The organism is Parageobacillus sp. KH3-4 (assembly GCF_022846435.1).
GTDB lineage: Bacteria > Bacillota > Bacilli > Bacillales > Anoxybacillaceae > Parageobacillus > Parageobacillus thermoglucosidasius_A.
On sequence record NZ_AP025627.1, the window covers coordinates 1,001,090 to 1,019,232 of the forward strand.

The window sequence follows — 18,143 nt, forward strand, 5'->3', positions numbered from 1 at the left end:
ATAAATTAAAAAGCACTGCAAGGCAGTGCTTTTTAATTTATTTAGAAAACGCATTACGTTTATTATAAGAATTTTGTTGTAATTCTAATTGTATAGCTTTTTTTATTTTTTTCATAAATTCGTCATCGGATAAATATAGTAACCCATATTTATCATTTGCTTTTTCTAATTTTTTAAATAAATATTCAATATTTTGGGACTTACTAATACCTGATTTTATATCAACTGCTTTGATCGAATAGAAACTTATTGGTAAATCTTTGTTTAGAATGTTTTTGTAGTACTTTTGCTGTCCATAAAGAAGTATAGTCATTTTTGCAAGACAATAGTCGACGGATAATGTACTGATATTAAATTCAATTTGGAATTCTTTATAAAGACGATTTTCAACGATATAAGGGTTTATTAGCCCTTTGTGCCTAACAAAATGTAAAAATTCATCGTTAATTATATCGTCTTCTATATTACTGACCAGACTCTTTAATATAAATCCTGTACACTGATAATGCCCAAGCTCTATGCTTTTTAGTATGGCTTCAAAAAAGGTAAAAACACTTATTTTTAGATTTAGATCAGTTTTTGTGTCCTGCTTAGAATTCCTATTATTGATTTCTTCTATTCTTCTATTTGTGTTAGTTAAATTCAGATTTTTGCCAAATAGTTCATTTGTAGAAGAGGGGGTATGATTGTCATATGATTCTATATAATAAGTAGGTTTAGTGTTTAACACAATCATTAGTAAAGAATTTATTAATATAGTTAAAAATTTTAAATCATTTTCTTCAATAGCTCGAACTATCAGAGATCGATAAATAGTGATAATATCAATAGCCTTAACCATTTTATCTTGTTTTAGCATTTGATTTATATTGTTTAATATCGGGTTAATACCAACAATTTTATTTTGATATAATGAAATTGATAATTCTAATAAGATTGAGAAATATGTGGATAAGAGTTCATTATAAGATGATTTGATTTGATCTATCTTCTTATCAGGAAGCTTTTTATAAACTTTGAATGTTGTCGGTCCCATACTAAACAATTTTTTTATTGCTTTATTTCCGTACTCAATATGATTTTTCTCATAAAGTTTAGTAATCAGGTATGTATGATTTTTTAATATTGCCTTGTATAGATCTAAATAATCTCGAGGGTGTGTTCTCAAAAAATACAAGTATCTTTCTTCCGGGCATAAATAATATATTCTGTTATGTGAGTGAATATAGCTTAATACGTCTTCCCAATCTTTGTAGTTATTTTCATATAACTCATTCATATTATTATCTATAGATTGAATCAATAATTGGTAAACACTTTCAACTTTATAGTGTAAGTTGCTATATAATTTCTTTCTCTGAGAAATTAATATATTATTTAATATAAATATATTATTATTTTTAGCAAAATTGTCTTTAACAAAACTCAAGTAAAAGATGTCTTTTTTTATATCTTTTATATTCTTTTTCAATGTTGTTTTGAGGTTTAATCTTCTCCATAGAGAGATAATTGTAATAACACCAGTTATTAGAGAAAGGGAAAAAAGATAGAACAATAAGTTTATGGCACCCAAATGTTTTTCGGTAAAGTCTAAGCCAATGTTATTAAAATCCTTTAATGTTTTCAGGTGAATTTTTAATAAAGAACTACAGTGGCCGGTATAGACTAATGTAAAGGAACTTAAGATAATAAATATTATTAATAAAGAAGTGGGTGAACTTTGTTTAATAGATGAATGCGATAAAACTTTTTGCTCTCTATAAGTAAAAATATAAAAAGTAATGCTTAATGGTAAGATTAATGTTAACGTTTTGATAATAAAACTAAAGAAAAAAGTTAAAATAAAATCATTCTGGACTTTAAATCCCAAAAGATCCAAAAATAATCTATAGTTTTTTAAGTTGTTTAAACCAAAAAAGTTCACATTGGTAACATTGTTTTTGACAAAATAAAAAAGAATAAAAGAAAATAAAAATGGTGTTATTATTATAAAAGCTCCTAAATAGTAACGTATATTCTTCGTAATTATATTATAGGAAATAGTTAGAAACTTTAAGGTGTTAACAATGCGATTATGAACATTTGGATATTTTTGGTCTATTGCTTTTAATATATATTCAGTGAAATTTTTCCAATTAATATCATCATCGAATATAATAGTGATTATTATTCCTGAAATTACCCCAATGAAAAGAGAACTCCACAAAATCTTTCCACCATCCTTCATTTAATAAAAAGTGACAATTAGGTATTGTCACTTTTTGAATTTCCTGATAAATATTCATTAACAAAATAAGCATGAATATGTTCTAGAGGGATAATGTTATTAGATATCTCGTACGGATCTAATCCTTCTCGAGCATCTAACCAAGGAGCTTCTTGATGTGTAAGCTCTTCCAACTCTTTTCCGCTTAAATGTCCGAGATTATCCCAAACAAAATCTAAAATTTCAATAGCATCTTTATCCAAATTTAGATTTTTAATATCAATTTTCATATCATCTATCTCATTGTAATTATAATGATTAAACAGACGATACAATGAAGGACAAACTGGTCCATGAACCCATGCTTCAATTCTTTCACCAAATAAAGGTTTATTATGCACGGCAAGATAAAATCCTTGAGCGTAATAAACAAGCTTTTGTAATTTAAGGTGAGTTACAGCTTTAGGTGTGCCAGGAATACTTTTGGCTATAAAGTACTTAGCAACCTCCAATACATTATGCATATGTATTCCCCTCCTTTAATTCAAATTATATATATAATATAGTAATAAAAAAAGTCACGTTGGGTTTTGTGAAAAAGATCTTAGAAATATTTTTAATATTATGCTTAAATATTTACCATATTTCTATATATGCTTGATGTTTTCATGTATTCCGTTCGATTTGCTTCAGGCGGGCTTGACAAAGCTTTTCGGACACTTTAAACGTTTCCTTCATCTCAAGCAATATATGTTGTCGTGGGAGGGTAAAATTGGTGAATCGGAGCATATGATATGGAATGGCCGCATATTGAGTAAAGCGTTTTGCGTCTCTTTCTTGCCAATCACGAAACATTTGTGTCATTTCTGTTTGATCGCCACCGTGCGCAACAAATGACCTAATTCATGAAAGAAGGCTTCGCGTTTCTGAAAAGGATCAAGATATTTATGTATGTTAATCATCTTAAAATTTCCGTCTTCATCAGAGTATGAACGATGCTGGCTGTACACAAGTTCAATGCCAAGTTGTGCAGCGATGTAGTCCTCATCGATTTGTTCGGGATAAAAGATCCCCATTTGTTGATACGTTTTCGATACAAAGGTTTCTAGTTCTAATGGCTTATAGACGTAGGTCATGTTTTTTTCACCTCAAAACCATTATACAAACATATGTTCTATTTTACAACAAAAAGAAATATTCCCATAAAGTTTATGATAAAATATTGACGAACAAGGTAAGAGGTGGAATTTTTGAATAAAGAGGAAATGCTCGAATTGCTCAGTTTGTAATGGAAAGAGTAACCAAGGATTTTTACAAGAAGGAAAACTATATATTATTCAAACAGGATATGAACACATAAGGGATATAATAATTAAATACTAAAAATAAATATATCTATATTACTAGGGGATGAGGAAAGAAAGAGAAAATTGTTAAAGCTTATGTTATTTATTGATAAAGTACTAGGTAGAAATACAGAAGAAGCTTAACGGATATACTTTGGTATAAAAAGTGTGAGAAATGAGGGGGGTTCTTTGTGGAGAATTATAAGAGAGGTAACATCATGCAGCTAATAAAGAAACATCCTAAAATATATTTTGTTTTGTTGCCACTCATGTTTTTTTTGGTTCCGATATTCCTCAACTTCTTTGTTTTTTGGGATAGTGGTCTAGCGAAAGGAAGTATAGGCGATTGGATAAGTTTTTATGGTGGTTACATAGGTGGAATAATTGGAGGGATAGTTGCTTATATTGCAGCCAGAACACAAATTGTTGCTCAAAAGGAAAGAGAAAATGAATTACGTTTTGTAAATCAACTACCTACTCTTACAAAAATATCACTAGAGCTTTCCAAAATAAGATCTCAGTTAGAAGTGGCTAAAAATATTCCAAATAATTTACCGCCAGAAATGCCGGAAGAAGTCAGAAGAAACATATATAAAAGTCGATTGGAACTTGAACCTTTGATCAAAGAGAGATGGGCTAATTTAGAAAATATTATTAATCCATACTTATTGAGTGAATTATATAAATTTGTGGAATCCTATGAACGTACTATGGAGGTATTAGGTTATAATTTAATTGAATTGGAGTTAAAAATAAAAAGAAATCTAATCGAAAAAGATAAGTTAGAGAAAAAGATTAATGCAGGAAAAGCAAACGAAATAGAAAAACTTGATTATGAGTTATTAATAAATAACCTTCAGAACGATTCAATGAAATTACGAATGTTAGAAAACGATAAGAGACATTATTGGTCAGAGCTTGAACGTGCTTATTCAAAGGCTTGTGGCTTGGAAAAGAAAGTTAACGAACTTATTAAAAAAATTAGTGAAAAATTGGAAAATGATTGATGTTTTTATATAACTTTATTTTCGAGAATCAGCCACCTGTTGTTTGGCTGCTTCTCGTTCTTTTCAAGGAATAATTTTGTTTTTAATTATTGCGTACGAAAAACGAAAACATCTTATCGTGTTATTTCTACAGTAAAATAAACTTTATGTTCATAAACTAAAAGGTCACCGTAAAAAAATCGGTGGCCTTTTAGTAGTTTTATATCAAAATTAGTTTTAGGTGTATTATAAGTTCTTGTTTATAAGGCAAACAATGTTATGATTTTTCTTATTTAGGTATTCCTCACATTGAGATATTATTTTAAGAATACTTATTCTTGAGTAAATTTTTTCCTTGGAGATTCATTTGTGTTTTTGTAAAATGTGGAATGTATATAGAAGTAGTATAGTTCCAGGGGTGTTTCTTATGGATAAAAATAATTATGTAGAATTTATAGTATACGGTAATTTTTGGATATTTAGAGATGTTGAATATACACCTAAGGATAAGATTGCTGAAAAGGTTTATATGAAATCAGGGCAAGATGATTGTGGGAACCATCTTATTTTTTGTTTGTTTTTGGATAGTAAAGAAATTAAAGGAATGGATAGCAAAAAAGTATTAGAAAGAGCTAAAAAAATTGTTGAGCATGCTTTAAATATTATTTCTTTTAAGTATAGGGCTATGTTAGGTAGGCCAATCATAAGAGAGTTTTTTATTAATGGGAAAAGGCCTCAAGTAACTCATGAAGGAAGGATGGTAAAAGAATCTGACTTTCCAAAGTCATATGAAGAATTAAAGCAGTTGGCAAAGGAGCTAGAGGAAAATAAACAAAACCCTTACATTACAATGTATCGTAATATAATGCATATACAGGATGAGGTAGCACGCTTTATTTTGCTATATAGTTTTCTACAAATTGTAATTGGTCAAGGAAAACAGAAAGAAACTGACAAATTTATAAGAACTACTAAGTGGTACGATAAAACTAAAGATAGGAAAACGACTAAGAATGGGAAAAAACACAAAGAGACCATTTTTACTTGGCTCAGAAATTCAGTAGCACATACTAAATCAAAATTTAAAGTTGGTGACAAAACATTAAAAATGTCAGATATAATCGATGAAATTTATTACTATATAGGTACATTAGAGAAAATCGTAAAGTACGCAATAGAAAAAAACAAATTAAGGAAAAAGGAGTAAAGTTCTAATTTTGTTAGGAAATTCTTCTGATAACTAATATTTAAATATGAGAAATGAAGGTGAAAAATATGGATAAAGAGAGACTGGAAAAAATTAAAATTAACTCTAAAGACGCCTGTCAATACATGAAAAAGGTGGAAAAAGAGTACTTGTATGGACAAACTGTTAAAGATAAAAATGATTTTATTCGAGAGTTTTCAATTAACCATTCCGAAGAAGAGATAGAACTATTAATAAATGAATTAAACTCTATAAAGGATGGAGGATTGGTATTTTTTAATGGATATTCGGGAACATTTATTCCACTATTGGTTTCCATGTTCGCTTTTATAGGGAGTTTTATAAGTGCATTTTTTAATTTTTATAATTCGCTTATCCTCAAAATAATAGATTTATTAATAAAGAAAAAAGATAATCAAGAAATACGTTCAACTCTTGAAGAAGGGATATCAATGTATGAAGGGTTATGGTGGCGTATGGGCTTAGTTTTTATTCTTTCACTTATATTTTTTGGGACATGGTTATTATATAATACAATTAGATATAAGGAAAAATTAAAGTACATATATTTCCTTAATAGCGCAAAATTTCTCAAAACACAAAAACATAAAATTCTCGAAGATAATAATTGTTCTACTAATTTTTAGGGATACTAGATAAGTGAATCATTTGGTTATTTTCAAAAGGATAGAGGTATGATTTTCGTGAAACAGCCACTTGCGCTTTGGCTGTTTCACGCTCTTTCCACGGAATAATTTTATTCTCAACAAATTCAATAGCAAAACAGTCAATATGATGTATATCAGCTTCAGCAAGTGCAGCGTTTGTGTAGGTTGTTGTTGCGATAAACCATCCTTTAATGCAGCGATGATTCCGTTTTGCTCCAACAAGTTCGCGAATTTCTTTAACTGTGATTTGGCGACCGGAATTTATGTAATGTTTACATTGGACAGCAATTTTAAAATTTTCTCGTTTATCTGTGAGGATTAGATCAACACCTTTATCTTGTGTCGGAGGGGTTAGTTCTGGTTTGTATCCCATAGCCTTAAAATATAAATAACAGAGTCTTTCGAATTCGTAACCGTTAAGTTCTTGCAATGGAAGGCGGATAATTTCATTATCCGGACGCACGACATATTTTCCTGCTCTTTCACTGGAAGAAGCTGATTTTGCTGGAGCTGTTTGTTTCTTCGCTGAGGTTGGTTTGGAGGGCTTCTTCATAGCAGTTTTTTGAGGGAGTCCTGTAAAGGGGTTTTTATTTTTGTTTTCTTTTTTGCGCATGTCTGGTGCATAAGAAGAGGCTATTACACCTAAAGTTATAGCAACAAAAACGGTGACAACCAAGAAATAAATACTTAATTGAAATTGCCACCAGATGCCTATTCCACATAAAATAACAAGGACAGCTACCCCCTCATAGACGATTTTTTGTCGTTGCTTCCTTGACGGCATTTTTCTAGCCATTTTTATTTTTTCCCCTTTCTTGTTTTGCCTTCCATTTCACATACTCAATGTGCCTTTTGATTTCCTCGATTTCTTCTTCAGTCAACCCTTCGACGTCAAAAAAGAAAAGGTTTCTTTTATTTCCGTGTTTTTCTGTTCTTTCTTGACCTGTCAGCAGATAATCCACAGAAACTTCATATAAATCAGCGAGTTTAAGGAGTGTTTCATAATCTGGTTCTCTTTTCCCTTGCTCATACATAGCATATGTAGTCCGACCTACTCCAATTTTTTTAGCTACATCTTCTTGACGCAAATTTAGTTTATTCCGCAATTCATGCAATCGATCTCCTAGATTAATCATGGATAATCCTCCTTCTTCCATAATTATATAGTCACAATTAGTGACAAAAAATATTTTACACAAAACGTGTAATTAATAGTTGACATTACACTATATGTGACATATACTGAAATCAACGATACACAAATCGTGACATCAAGGAGGTGAGTAACTATGAGAGAATGGTTGAAGAAAAGACGTTTAAACAAAGAATTAACGCAAAAGGAAATTGCTAATTTAGTAGGGATTTCTCGCAGTACCTATGCCATGATCGAGAGCGGTGAGAGAAATCCAAGTGTTTCAGTAGCGAAACGTATTGCTGGTGTTCTTAAATTTGACTGGACAATTTTTTTTGACGACAAATGTCACGATTCGTGTATAAAAACGTATTCAGCGTAACTGTTTAACATGAAGGGAGGTGAATACTTTGTCAGCAATTCCTATGGTTGTACCTGCTGTCCCTCGTCATAGACATATCCCAAAGGGGGAGTCAGCGATGACGGGACAGCAGGAGCAATTCGCGGCGACTTACCGGTTTGGAAAAACGATCGTGCATGTTGTTGCGCCAGCGCCGATGAGCAATGAAGAGCTGGACAAAAAGTTGCGCGAAATTCACCAGATTGGCTGGGAAATCATGCGGCAAAGCGCAAAAAAATCCCATTTTAATCATTGTAAATCAAAAACATGAAAGAAGGTGTCGAAATGGAGGAAAAAATTTCTCTTTCTATAGAGGAATCGGACTTTTTTAATAAAGGCTTGAAATGCATTGAGTATATGTTCGACTCGTTTATTAATGGAGATTATGAGTCGGCCAAGATAGAAGTACAGGAGTTTCTATATGTTTTAGGGAGATTACAGGAAATTGAGGAGAAAAAGGCGCGGCGCGCGCAGCTGGAAGAGGTCATACAGTCTTTGCGTGAACGGGGAATAAAAATCGACTTTGCTTCACGGGTTTCTTCTTTTTAACGGTAATGCGAAAGATTCAGTCAATATTCGCAGAAGGTGATCGATATGTCAAAACAAATAAAAAAGCAGCAAGTGCGGCAACACTTACTGCAAATCATGAAAAATCATTCCTAACGACAATATAACATCTTTCGCGGACCATTTCCAGACTCCCGGCTCTCCCTTTGAGAGCCGGAGGCAAATACACATTTCCAACGTGAAAGTGAGGAACGGTAATGCAGGCAGCGATCCAACAGCAAGCAGGACTGGAGCATTTGTTTCCTTCGGCGCAGAAGCCGTTGAAAATCATTCGGCTGATCGGCTATTCGCGAATGAATACCGAAAGCGATCCTAACAAAGCCTACAGCATGGCGAAACGACCGTGCATGAAAGGATGGCAGGATTTAAACCGCCCAGGTTTGACGGAAAGAGAAATTCGTTCCTGGCTGCGGCAAAAAGGGTGGACAGGCCTTGTTATTCCGGACGGATATGACTGCGTGGACATTGACGATCGGGAAGAAGGGGAGCTGATTTTCAAAGCGCTCCTTCGCGAAGGGTACCAATTTCATGCGATTCAAACCGTGCGAGGATTCCAATTTTTCTTCCGGTCTACCGGCGCGATTAAAGGCCAAGACGCAACGGTGTTGATGGCTGGCGGTTTTGTCGGCGACTATCGCCTCTCTGGGAGAGGACAGATCGTGCTTCCAAGCGAGAACACAGGCGGACGCGAATGGGTCCATATAACAGATAAAGAACTGTCGCCGATGCCAATTTTCTTCGAACGGTTGAAAAAGATTGATAAAACGCAGCGTCCGTTTTCGATTCCTATGCACGAAGGTGGCCGGAATAACGCGCTGTACGCCCATTGTTGCCGTCTTGTTGAATTTGGCTATACGCCGGAGCAAGTTTCCGAGATTGCTAGTTTCTTAAACCGATATTTTTTCCTTCCGCCACTCGATCAGCGAGAGTTTTCCGCCATTTTGCATAGCGCGCTCAAACATGAACCGAGTGGAACGAACTATCATTCTCCGCCACCGATGGCTTTCCCAGTACGGAAAGAAGGGGAACCAAGAAAATTCAATTTAACTGAAATGGGGAACGCTGAACGTCTCGTTGCAAGAAATGGAGAAAATCTTCGTTATTGCGTTGAGTTTGAGGAATGGCTGATTTGGGACGGAAAGACATGGGTGGAGGATAAAAAGAAGCAAATTGAACGCATCGCGATTCGAACGTTTCGTGAAATGTACGCCGAAGCAGCGCACGAAGAAAACAACGATGCACGAAACGAATTGTTAAGGTGGGCGAAGGCGAGCGAAAAAAGCTCGGTATTTCTCAACTCGATTGCACGAGCCGAGGCGATGCTGCCAATCAGCCAGGAAGAGCTGAACAAAGATAAGTTTTTGCTGAATTGCGCTAACGGAGTCGTTGATTTGCGGACAGGACAACTTCTTCCTCATGCGCGCGAATATATGATGACAAAAAATACGCATGTCCCTTATGATCCAAACGCAAAATGCCCAACATGGATTGCGTTTCTTGAGTCGATTTTTCGTGATGGTGACAATGTGAAATACGAAATAATCAATTTCTTACAAAAAGCGATTGGCTACGCATTGACAGGCGATATAAGCGAGCAAGTTGTGTTTTTCCTCTGGGGAACCGGGAGAAACGGAAAATCGACGTTTATCAATACGATTAAAGCATTGCTGGGCGATTATGCAAAGCAGACGAATTCCAATACGTTTACGGCAAAAATGAACGATTCCGGGATCAATAACGATATCGCGCGTCTACATGGATCGCGTTTTGTATCAGCCATGGAGAGCGAGGACGGCCAGCGTTTATCAGAATCGCTTATTAAGCAACTTACAGGCGGTGAGCCGATCACAGCCCGCTTTTTGCGGAAGGAATTTTTCGAGTTTGTGCCGGAGTTCAAGATTTTCTTTACAACGAATCACAAGCCAATCATCAAAGGCGACGATGAAGGAATTTGGCGGCGCATTCGCCTTGTGCCTTTCACCTATACAATTCCAAAAGAACAGGTGGACAAGCACCTTCCGGAAAAGCTGATGAATGAGCTTCCTGGGATTTTGCGCTGGGCGGTCGAGGGATGCTTGAAGTGGCAAAAAGAAGGATTAGGAGAGCCGGATGAAATCAAGAACGCAACGGATGAATACAAAGAGGAAATGGACCTTTTAAGCAACTTCTTAAATGATTGCTGCGTGATTCATCCAGGCGCGAAAGTGCAATTGAACGAGCTGTACAAAGAATATATCTACTGGTGCGAGGAGAACAGCGAAATCCCGATGAAAAAGCAAAAGTTTTCTGCAAGATTAGTGCTGCGCGGGTTCGAAAAACGGAAATCCACCGGAAACAAAACATTCTTTTTCGGCATCGGTCTTTCCACCGAAAGTTACAAAGTTACCTCCAGTTACTCAAATTCCGGTAAATCGCCTATAGGTGAAAATATAACGGAAATACCGAAAAATAAGTCACCCGAGGTAACTAGTAACTTGGTTGAAGAAGAAATATAGTTACCTAGTTACCATGAGTTACTCATTTCTTGGTATTTCCCCTATAGGGCTATATATAGGAAAATACCCTATTTTAAGTAACTTGAAGTAACTTGGTAACTTATAAAGGAGGCTTTATATGTTATATAACCTTTTTTATCAAATAGAAAATCTTAATATTCAAATAAAAATAAAAAACAACAAATTAAGCTTGGTCTATGAAGAAGGCACATTGTCATTGGATTTAAAAAAGCAAATCAAGCAGCATAAACAACAAATCATAAAACGCTTGGAAGAAAACGAACAGGCGCGTAAAAAGGGCTTTTTAGTGTATTGCTACGGCGAATTTTACGAGTTTCGCTACGGTGCTGGTGCATATCTTTTCATCGAGCGCGAAGGGGAGTTGGCAATCGCTTGGCGTGCGAACTATCTGCCTGACGAATCGCGTCCGTACAAAATCAAAGTACTGGCCGAACGTGTTCCATTCGAAAGAGCATTCCAAGAGGCAGTCGGATTTATTGATTGGCTGCAACGGCAACGAAAATGGGGTGATTCGAATGTCAAAGCCGTTTAAATCGTTCCTATGGGAAGCGATCGAGAGAGTCAGGAACAAACGGGTGGGCCAGCTTATTGCGATGGGGCATACGAAAATGGAAGATGGGCGGCAATTGTCAAAGCTGACCGTCTCTGAGCTGAACCATGAGTATCGATGCATGAAGGAATTAAGAAAAAAGAAGGTGCGTGCATGATATACCGTTTCTTTTGCGAAATCTGCGATTTTGAAGTCTGGAGCATAACGGTCATTCCGAAATTAAAGTGCCATTGTGGCTTGTACGCTTTACACGATGAAAAGGAGGGGAAAGCATGAGATTTGATGTGTACACCTGCGGTATTTGCGGCGAAGGTTTTATTGTCGAAGAGGAAAAGCAACCTCACTCATTCTGTTTTTAGGAGATGGGACAAATGAAAGAGAACATAAAGGAATTTCTAGAATCGGTCTTTTTGTCGGCGGTATTTGCAATCGTTATGGGTTGCTTTCTCTATTATTTAACAGATTAAGATAAGCAGGGAGGATGAAAAAATGAAATGGCTGGCGTTGCTTATAACGATTATTCTTTTTCTTCTTTCTCATTCAAGTGGTGAGCCTTCTCCGCAAATTCGTGTTGTAAATGAAGGAACAAAAAGCATTTCGGAGATGAAACAAAAAGAAATCGAGGAATGGAGGGAAAAATATGGCGTACCTATCTCAAGTGAAATCGAACGGTAGGCAGTATATTTATCTTTGCATGTACGTGGGGAGCCAAGAATATTCAACGAGAAAAGAACGGCGTGTGTATTCATTCGGTGAAGCAAGAAAAGCGCTTCATCGAATGAAACGATGGAAAAGAAGATTCGCCGAGTTTCCTCAAGAACTGCTTGACCTTGGCTACGGCATGAAAGACCTGGAGCAATGGATTCAAACATTAGAAACAGGCATTACTCCAAAGGGAAGAAAATTTCCGGTAATAACTCAAAAACGTGCATTATTTTAAAGATATAATAATATCTATAAAAATCCACGCCGCGCTATTTTTGCATGTTAATTGCAGCGCTATAACCATAAATAATTTATTTAATTAGTTTTTTAATCGGGGGAAAAGGCTTCTTTTCCCCCGATTTTTTTCTATATGACCAAAATTTTTTGGTGATATGAAAACGAAAAAATCCTCTGTACATTTGAATTGTGGGGTGATGCACATGAATGAGCAAAATCAATCAACGACGGAACAAACAACGACTGAACAATCAATAACAGAACAATCGCCAACGGATCAATCAACGATAAATCAATCAACGGCAGACCAGTCAACAATATCAAATCTCAATTTCGTTGATATGCGAGAACATACATTGATTGAAACGAAAGAAGGAAATATCGCAGTCATTCATGAGATCACTCTTGGCGATGTTATTATTTCCGTGATATTGGCTGCTATGCTGATTTTTATGGTTCTTGAACGATTTATGAGGAGGTAGGGAAATGTACACGCTTATATTTTCAGCAACACCAAAAGATATACTGGCTACCTACCTCGTAATAATGGCTTCGTGCATCGCTGCTTTCCCCGTCACGATGTTTCTGATCGAAACATTGAAAGGGGTAAGACGGCGATGGTAAGTACAGGAACATTGGTCGCATATGCCTTTAAAGTTGTATTCGGAAATGGTGACATTTTAACAGCGCTCGGAGCATGGGCCATTTTCTTGACGTTATGTTTCATTACGATGGCGATTTATAAATCGGCGAGGTAAGGAGGGAGTAACGTGTCGAGTATTGGGAATGTATTTGACTGGGCCTTTTTCTGGGGCGTGTTTGGATTTTTATTGAAAACTGTTGCTCCCTTCGTTATGTTAGTCATCGCGATTGTGGCAGTGGGGATGCTTCTACATGGTGTGATCGTTGCGATCAGATCGAGGTCGTGATGAACAATGCCTCAATTTCAAACGTTTTTCACCCCGGCAAGGCTGGATGAGTTTTGGTACTACGTCAAGTGGCTGCTTTTCTATGTTGCTCCGATGATTATGATTATAGCTGCGGCTGGAGCCATTTCGATATTGATTGTGATGATAAAAAAATCCTTTGCCAATGCAGAAGAAATTAATAAAAAGGACAATCAAGATGATTATGAAATCCGGCGTTATTAAGGTTTCAACTAGCTTTGCTAGTGAAATAAATAATTACGATTTAAGGAGGAATTATCAATGCCTGTTTTAGGTGCAGCAATTGATCTTTCTGGTTTAACACTGCCGTTTACCGTTTCAGACTTGATAGGAAGTGTTAACTCTTTGGTTTCATGGGTAGGCCCATTTGTTCTATTAGCGCTTGCCATTGGTTTCGCACCAAAAATCATCGCATTCATCAAATCCATTCTTGGCCGTGCAACGGCGAAGTAATCCACTAAAAAAGGGGGAGAAATCCTCCTTTTTTAGTAGGAAGGCGTGGGATGTATTAAATGATTAAAAAAACAAGCAGTCTATTGTTATGTTTTTTCCTATTTTATCCGTTAAGTGCTTTCGCGTTTACGGTTTATGAAGTGAGTGGGATCGCCATTAAAAGTGGGCCATACTATTCGCCAAGTGATGATAAGTATATCGTTGAATTTGATCCAAATATAGTAAGAAAAGTGGTTTATGGTTCGTATACAGATGCTACTTTTTCCACACCAATGACCGTAAAAGTAAGGGAATTAGGGGAAAATGAGTATTTTTACGGTGTACACTACTTCACATGCAATTCCTATTATAAGGCGGAATACTTTGACGGATCGGGCACATTGGTGGGGACAGTAAAATTTCATGCGACAGAGTTAGTCAATCCTACATGCAATAGCGACACTTCGTTGGGAAACGGCGGTTCGGGCAGTTGCACTGGCTGTGATTTATTCAATTGCCCCGGATGGAGCCAGTACATGAGCAAATTAGACGAAATCAAAAATGTGATTCCGCCTGCGCCGAACTGGAATCAAGTCGCAGTGATTTTTCGCGATACGATCGTACCGCAACTCGTATCCGACTTAGAAGTGATGCTGGGAACAGCGCCATCGCCGCCAGCAGAGCCGCCGGACCTTCCAGGAGTGGACACGCACGGCATTGAGGACAAAGTGCCAAGCATGCCTGATTCAGGATTGGATACGTCGGGATTTACGAAAGATCGTATCGAGAGTGAAGCGCCGGAAATTGAATTTCGTGAAGACGAATCGGGAGGCTTCGATATTGTAAACCCAATAGATACTTTGCCGCCATTACCGGATAAAATGCCGGAACCGGGAAACACGGATGCAGGGGGATGGGACGCCGGACATCCTCAAGAACCTGAAGACGCGCCAATGCCTATTCCGAAAAATCAAGACGGGACACCGGATACAGGAGACGCGCCAATCCCGAGCCAAAACAACGACATCCCGCCAAGCCCCGGAGACAACAGTAGCAATCCACCAATACCGCAAGACGACGGCATGCCAGGCTCAAAATACTACAAAAAACACCCTGATGATCCGGATGGATCAGGTTAGTAGGAGGGGATTGAGTGAGAAAAACCTTATTTATAATATTATTCTCCACTTTCCTAATCATCACTTTAGATAATCAGCAAATATTTGCTGCTCCTGGAGGTTATTTTGATGGAAAAGCAGTACCTACCACATCAGGTGGTACAACTACGGTAATAACAGATAATAATGCAGGGACTGGTGATGGATTAAGGTATGGTCCTAATCCAGTTTTATACTTCACTGAAAATGTAAATATAAGAAAAATATATATCATCGCAGATAAAACAAGTGATGCAGCAGTATCTTTTTATTCCGATGATGCAGGGACTAAACTAATCCGGTCAATAACATTCGATAAATTTACTTATGGTGTTTGGAATGATATTTCAGTTGACAATGTAAAAAAGATAACATTTCACAAAACAAGTGTTAATAGTAATAATCCTGCAATTAAGGAATTTGATGTAATTACAGAACAAATGATTTCTTATTTAGAACCAGTAAATAATTTAACTGTAACCAAAATAACAGATTCAAGCGTCGCTTTACATTGGGATAATCCAAGTTCTGAAAACTTTATAGGAGTTGAATTATACAAAAATGGTAAGATGATTAGTTCATTGTCTAAAGAAAAAACAGAATATCAAATAACGGGGTTGGAATCAAATACTGAATATACTTTTGAAATTTATGCTGTCTATACACCTAGAATTAGATCCGTAGCAGTATTGAAAACAGTTAAAACATTAGAAGAAATACCAATAGTTGAAATAACAAATTTAAAGGCAGATGCAAAATATGACCGTGTAAAGCTTTCTTGGACTCTTCCAGAAAGTGAGTTTTTCTCACACGTCAATATTTACCGTAAAAAGGTTGAAGAAAAATTATTTTTTGACCGTTTATTTGGCGCGTCATCCGTTTCTGCAGCAACAACATCTGACGGCTACACTCCTATGTTTGAAACGAATGGAACGTATTGGACCGATTTGACGGTTGATCCAGAAACGACGTATTCGTACAAGGTGACGTCGGAGAACATCGAAGGAAAGGAGTCAAATGGGGTAACCATTGAAGTAACAACTCCCTCAGAACCTCTTCCAACGATGGATGGAGTGTCAGCAACACAAGATGAAAACGGTGACTATGTTGTGACATGGACAAGCCCTACCACTGGGAGAGTGAAAGTTTTGATTAGCGGCAAAGAATATGCGACCGTTGATGCCGCAACGCAAAAAATTGTTATTCCTAAAGAAGATATGAAGCTTAATTTTTTCGGAGGCTATGACGCAAAATTAGTGCCGATCAGCGAAAGGGGAACGGAGGGAAAACCTGTACAGGTTCCTGTGGTTGGAGAAACAAAAGTGGATCTGCCTTTTTCTTTTGATGAGTTCATGCAGACAGTCATTAGCATCCTTGCCTGGGCAGCACCGTTTATCTTGCTATCTCTTGTTCTCATTTTTTGGCGGCCATTTATCGAGTTTTTGCGAAAAGCGATTCTTGCTAAAGGAGGGCGTGTGAAGCAATGAATTTTGATATTTTGCAGGCTGTTTTAGAAATCATTTTTCAACGGTACATGGTTTATCTCGCGCCCGTTTTGTTCCTGTTTGCGGTAGTGATGTTTGGCGAGCGTCTTATTGATTTTCTATATAGGGTGATACGATGATTCATTTCTTTTTTCCACTTGTCATTGGCGGTATTTTGACAGATGCATTCGGCAAACTATTTGATGTCATATGGTCAGTAATCAAATGGATTGGCCGTCTGTTGAAAAAGCTATTTCAAGGGCTGATTGACCTTCTTGTTGGCTTTTTTGAAGTTATCTATGCGTTGATAGATGGATTGCTGTATTTTCTTTATAAAATCGGTGTCCTGGCCGTAAAGCTGTTTTTGTTGTTTTTTGAACTGGCAAAAATGATTGTTTCATTGTTTGTCGGCTTTGCCAAAACTCTTGCCAGCTTGGTGTATATTCCAAGAGGGGGAAGCGGCCATGGGTATTCTGAAATGTTGGGAAAAATTTTCTCAAGCATGAAACCTCTACAATTAGATCCCATTGCATATATATTGCTTTTTATTCTCTGGATGTTTACGGTTGTTGCCGCAATTAAGTTGCTATCGTCGATTCGGGTAGGAGGGGACTAATTCCATGAGCATAAGAGATCAGATTCACAGTTTTATTGATAAAATTTTTAACCCTCCTATTACGTTTCTTGATATGGGGATTGAGAAGTTACGTTCGGTGAGCCGCCTCACAGCGCAAGGGCTGAATGTGGGGAAGTATTTGTCGATATTCGGAGATTTACCGACATCATGGCAGCTTGTTATTTCGTCAGCGCTTATGTCAGTGGTGATTCTTGGTTCGTTGCTGATTTTCCGTTCGGTGATGAGAATCTATTATAGCTTGAAAGAAGGTGTGAAGTGGTGGTAGATGCGTTTTTCTATATGTTTGTACTTGGTTCCGGGGCGGCAAGTGGAGTGGGAGTCGTTGCGTTCATCGGCTGGAAGGTTGTGCAGTATTCGAATAGAAAAACGTTGAAAAAACAACAGCGAAGGGCGGTAGTATGATGACACTATTAAGAAGAAAAGAAAAAGACGAATTTTTTCCAGAAACAAACGATATTCTCATTGTGTTCGATGATGAACAGAAAACGAGTGATATTCAACGGATTGATGAAATTCGAGATAACTCTATATATGTAATCGGAAAATATAATATTCCAATTCATGATTGCGAAATAACAACAGGGCCGGAAGGCAGGCATTTTTTCTATCGCGCACCATCACGTTCCGTCCAGGAAACAAAGCGTTTGGCCGAACTTGAAAAAAGCATCGTGCTTCGGCAAATAACTTCTTACCGTCCGCCAAATCCGCCAAGTCAACTGGATATGACGAAAATTCTTCTATTTGGGCTTGTCTTTTTTGCTTTCATTATTGTCGGCATTTCTAGCTGTGGAGGTGGTTCGTAATGCAAAATCAATTGGCGTTTCTGATTTTTGAATTAAAAGGCATTATCGACACGATGGAGGAAATAGCAGACATAGACGACCAATGGGAACATCCCTGCATTGACAGGCTTCAATCAAAAATCAATGAACTTGTCGCGCTGATTCAACCGAAGGAGTGTTGAGA

29 protein-coding genes are annotated in these 18,143 nt (G+C 36.8%); 24 read left to right on the forward strand and 5 right to left on the reverse strand.

Features of this window, described 5'->3' with window-relative positions; all coding sequences use genetic code 11:
- Positions 1-37: 37 nt before the first annotated feature.
- The 3 genes from MWM02_RS05050 to MWM02_RS05060 form a co-directional block, all read right to left on the reverse strand.
- Positions 38-2,206, reverse strand: coding sequence for a hypothetical protein (locus tag MWM02_RS05050; protein WP_244403078.1), 2,169 nt, complete (start codon positions 2,204-2,206; stop codon positions 38-40).
- Positions 2,207-2,244: 38 nt separating this feature from the next.
- A complete protein-coding gene (locus MWM02_RS05055) occupies positions 2,245-2,730 on the reverse strand; it encodes a Panacea domain-containing protein (protein ID WP_244403079.1) in 486 nt (161 codons plus the stop codon).
- A gap of 336 nt (positions 2,731-3,066) precedes the next feature.
- Entirely contained in the window at positions 3,067-3,342 is a 276-nt protein-coding gene (locus MWM02_RS05060; RefSeq protein ID WP_244403080.1) for an ImmA/IrrE family metallo-endopeptidase, read from the reverse strand.
- Between the two features lie 401 nt (positions 3,343-3,743).
- Here MWM02_RS05060 and MWM02_RS05065 point away from each other — a divergent pair, with 401 nt between their 5' ends.
- The 3 genes from MWM02_RS05065 (at position 3,744) to MWM02_RS05075 (ending at position 6,392) form a co-directional block, all read left to right on the forward strand.
- Complete coding sequence (locus tag MWM02_RS05065; RefSeq protein WP_244403081.1) at positions 3,744-4,559, forward strand: hypothetical protein; 816 nt, start codon at positions 3,744-3,746, stop codon at positions 4,557-4,559.
- 406 nt (positions 4,560-4,965) lie between these two features.
- Positions 4,966-5,745, forward strand: a complete 780-nt coding sequence (locus MWM02_RS05070; RefSeq protein ID WP_244403082.1) for a hypothetical protein — start codon at positions 4,966-4,968, stop codon at positions 5,743-5,745.
- A gap of 68 nt (positions 5,746-5,813) precedes the next feature.
- On the forward strand, positions 5,814-6,392 hold the full coding sequence (locus MWM02_RS05075) for a hypothetical protein (protein ID WP_244403083.1): 579 nt from the start codon (positions 5,814-5,816) through the stop codon (positions 6,390-6,392).
- On the opposite strand, the gene MWM02_RS05080 is transcribed toward MWM02_RS05075, so the two are convergent.
- Both MWM02_RS05080 and MWM02_RS05085 read right to left on the reverse strand, forming a co-directional pair.
- Complete coding sequence (locus MWM02_RS05080) at positions 6,382-7,209, reverse strand: restriction endonuclease (protein ID WP_244403084.1); 828 nt, start codon at positions 7,207-7,209, stop codon at positions 6,382-6,384. The genes MWM02_RS05075 and MWM02_RS05080 overlap by 11 nt on opposite strands.
- Entirely contained in the window at positions 7,202-7,549 is a 348-nt protein-coding gene (locus tag MWM02_RS05085; RefSeq protein WP_244403085.1) for a helix-turn-helix domain-containing protein, read from the reverse strand. The genes MWM02_RS05080 and MWM02_RS05085 overlap by 8 nt, the downstream gene beginning before the upstream one ends.
- A gap of 153 nt (positions 7,550-7,702) precedes the next feature.
- Here MWM02_RS05085 and MWM02_RS05090 point away from each other — a divergent pair, with 153 nt between their 5' ends.
- The 21 genes from MWM02_RS05090 (at position 7,703) to MWM02_RS05190 (ending at position 18,141) form a co-directional block, all read left to right on the forward strand.
- Positions 7,703-7,927 (forward strand): helix-turn-helix transcriptional regulator, encoded by a 225-nt coding sequence (locus tag MWM02_RS05090; protein ID WP_244403086.1) that lies wholly within the window; start codon positions 7,703-7,705, stop codon positions 7,925-7,927.
- Positions 7,928-8,024: 97 nt separating this feature from the next.
- On the forward strand, positions 8,025-8,216 hold the full coding sequence (locus MWM02_RS05095; RefSeq protein WP_244403087.1) for a hypothetical protein: 192 nt from the start codon (positions 8,025-8,027) through the stop codon (positions 8,214-8,216).
- Between the two features lie 14 nt (positions 8,217-8,230).
- The gene (locus MWM02_RS05100; RefSeq protein ID WP_244403088.1) at positions 8,231-8,494 is read left to right on the forward strand and encodes a hypothetical protein; all 264 of its coding nucleotides are present in this window, start codon (positions 8,231-8,233) and stop codon (positions 8,492-8,494) included.
- A gap of 215 nt (positions 8,495-8,709) precedes the next feature.
- Entirely contained in the window at positions 8,710-11,007 is a 2,298-nt protein-coding gene (locus tag MWM02_RS05105) for a phage/plasmid primase, P4 family (RefSeq protein WP_244403089.1), read from the forward strand.
- A gap of 118 nt (positions 11,008-11,125) precedes the next feature.
- Complete coding sequence (locus MWM02_RS05110) at positions 11,126-11,560, forward strand: TubC N-terminal docking domain-related protein (protein ID WP_244403090.1); 435 nt, start codon at positions 11,126-11,128, stop codon at positions 11,558-11,560.
- A complete protein-coding gene (locus MWM02_RS05115) occupies positions 11,544-11,735 on the forward strand; it encodes a Fur-regulated basic protein FbpA (RefSeq protein WP_244403091.1) in 192 nt (63 codons plus the stop codon). Before MWM02_RS05110 ends, MWM02_RS05115 begins: the two co-directional genes overlap by 17 nt.
- 332 nt (positions 11,736-12,067) lie before the next feature.
- On the forward strand, positions 12,068-12,253 hold the full coding sequence (locus tag MWM02_RS05120; protein WP_244403092.1) for a hypothetical protein: 186 nt from the start codon (positions 12,068-12,070) through the stop codon (positions 12,251-12,253).
- The gene (locus MWM02_RS05125; RefSeq protein ID WP_244403093.1) at positions 12,219-12,518 is read left to right on the forward strand and encodes a hypothetical protein; all 300 of its coding nucleotides are present in this window, start codon (positions 12,219-12,221) and stop codon (positions 12,516-12,518) included. Before MWM02_RS05120 ends, MWM02_RS05125 begins: the two co-directional genes overlap by 35 nt.
- A gap of 205 nt (positions 12,519-12,723) precedes the next feature.
- Complete coding sequence (locus MWM02_RS05130) at positions 12,724-13,002, forward strand: hypothetical protein (protein WP_244403094.1); 279 nt, start codon at positions 12,724-12,726, stop codon at positions 13,000-13,002.
- A 135-nt stretch (positions 13,003-13,137) separates the two neighbouring features.
- Entirely contained in the window at positions 13,138-13,278 is a 141-nt protein-coding gene (locus MWM02_RS05135) for a hypothetical protein (RefSeq protein WP_244403095.1), read from the forward strand.
- Positions 13,279-13,290: 12 nt separating this feature from the next.
- Positions 13,291-13,449 (forward strand): PTS ascorbate transporter subunit IIC, encoded by a 159-nt coding sequence (locus tag MWM02_RS05140; RefSeq protein WP_244403096.1) that lies wholly within the window; start codon positions 13,291-13,293, stop codon positions 13,447-13,449.
- A 6-nt stretch (positions 13,450-13,455) separates the two neighbouring features.
- Entirely contained in the window at positions 13,456-13,671 is a 216-nt protein-coding gene (locus MWM02_RS05145) for a hypothetical protein (RefSeq protein ID WP_244403097.1), read from the forward strand.
- A gap of 57 nt (positions 13,672-13,728) precedes the next feature.
- Positions 13,729-13,920 carry a hypothetical protein gene (locus MWM02_RS05150; protein ID WP_013876580.1) on the forward strand — a complete coding sequence of 64 codons (192 nt, stop codon included), beginning with the start codon at positions 13,729-13,731 and terminating at the stop codon, positions 13,918-13,920.
- Between the two features lie 59 nt (positions 13,921-13,979).
- Positions 13,980-15,038, forward strand: a complete 1,059-nt coding sequence (locus MWM02_RS05155) for a hypothetical protein (RefSeq protein WP_244403098.1) — start codon at positions 13,980-13,982, stop codon at positions 15,036-15,038.
- A gap of 14 nt (positions 15,039-15,052) precedes the next feature.
- A complete protein-coding gene (locus MWM02_RS05160; protein WP_244403099.1) occupies positions 15,053-16,543 on the forward strand; it encodes a fibronectin type III domain-containing protein in 1,491 nt (496 codons plus the stop codon).
- Complete coding sequence (locus MWM02_RS05165; protein ID WP_244403100.1) at positions 16,540-16,680, forward strand: hypothetical protein; 141 nt, start codon at positions 16,540-16,542, stop codon at positions 16,678-16,680. The genes MWM02_RS05160 and MWM02_RS05165 overlap by 4 nt, the downstream gene beginning before the upstream one ends.
- Positions 16,677-17,156 (forward strand): hypothetical protein, encoded by a 480-nt coding sequence (locus MWM02_RS05170; RefSeq protein WP_244403101.1) that lies wholly within the window; start codon positions 16,677-16,679, stop codon positions 17,154-17,156. The genes MWM02_RS05165 and MWM02_RS05170 overlap by 4 nt, the downstream gene beginning before the upstream one ends.
- Before the next feature lie 4 nt (positions 17,157-17,160).
- Entirely contained in the window at positions 17,161-17,442 is a 282-nt protein-coding gene (locus tag MWM02_RS05175) for a hypothetical protein (RefSeq protein WP_013876585.1), read from the forward strand.
- Entirely contained in the window at positions 17,433-17,579 is a 147-nt protein-coding gene (locus MWM02_RS05180; protein WP_244403657.1) for a hypothetical protein, read from the forward strand. The genes MWM02_RS05175 and MWM02_RS05180 overlap by 10 nt, the downstream gene beginning before the upstream one ends.
- Positions 17,579-17,980, forward strand: a complete 402-nt coding sequence (locus MWM02_RS05185) for a hypothetical protein (protein ID WP_244403594.1) — start codon at positions 17,579-17,581, stop codon at positions 17,978-17,980. The genes MWM02_RS05180 and MWM02_RS05185 overlap by 1 nt, the downstream gene beginning before the upstream one ends.
- Positions 17,980-18,141 (forward strand): hypothetical protein, encoded by a 162-nt coding sequence (locus MWM02_RS05190; protein ID WP_244403102.1) that lies wholly within the window; start codon positions 17,980-17,982, stop codon positions 18,139-18,141. The genes MWM02_RS05185 and MWM02_RS05190 overlap by 1 nt, the downstream gene beginning before the upstream one ends.
- Positions 18,142-18,143 lie beyond the last annotated feature (2 nt).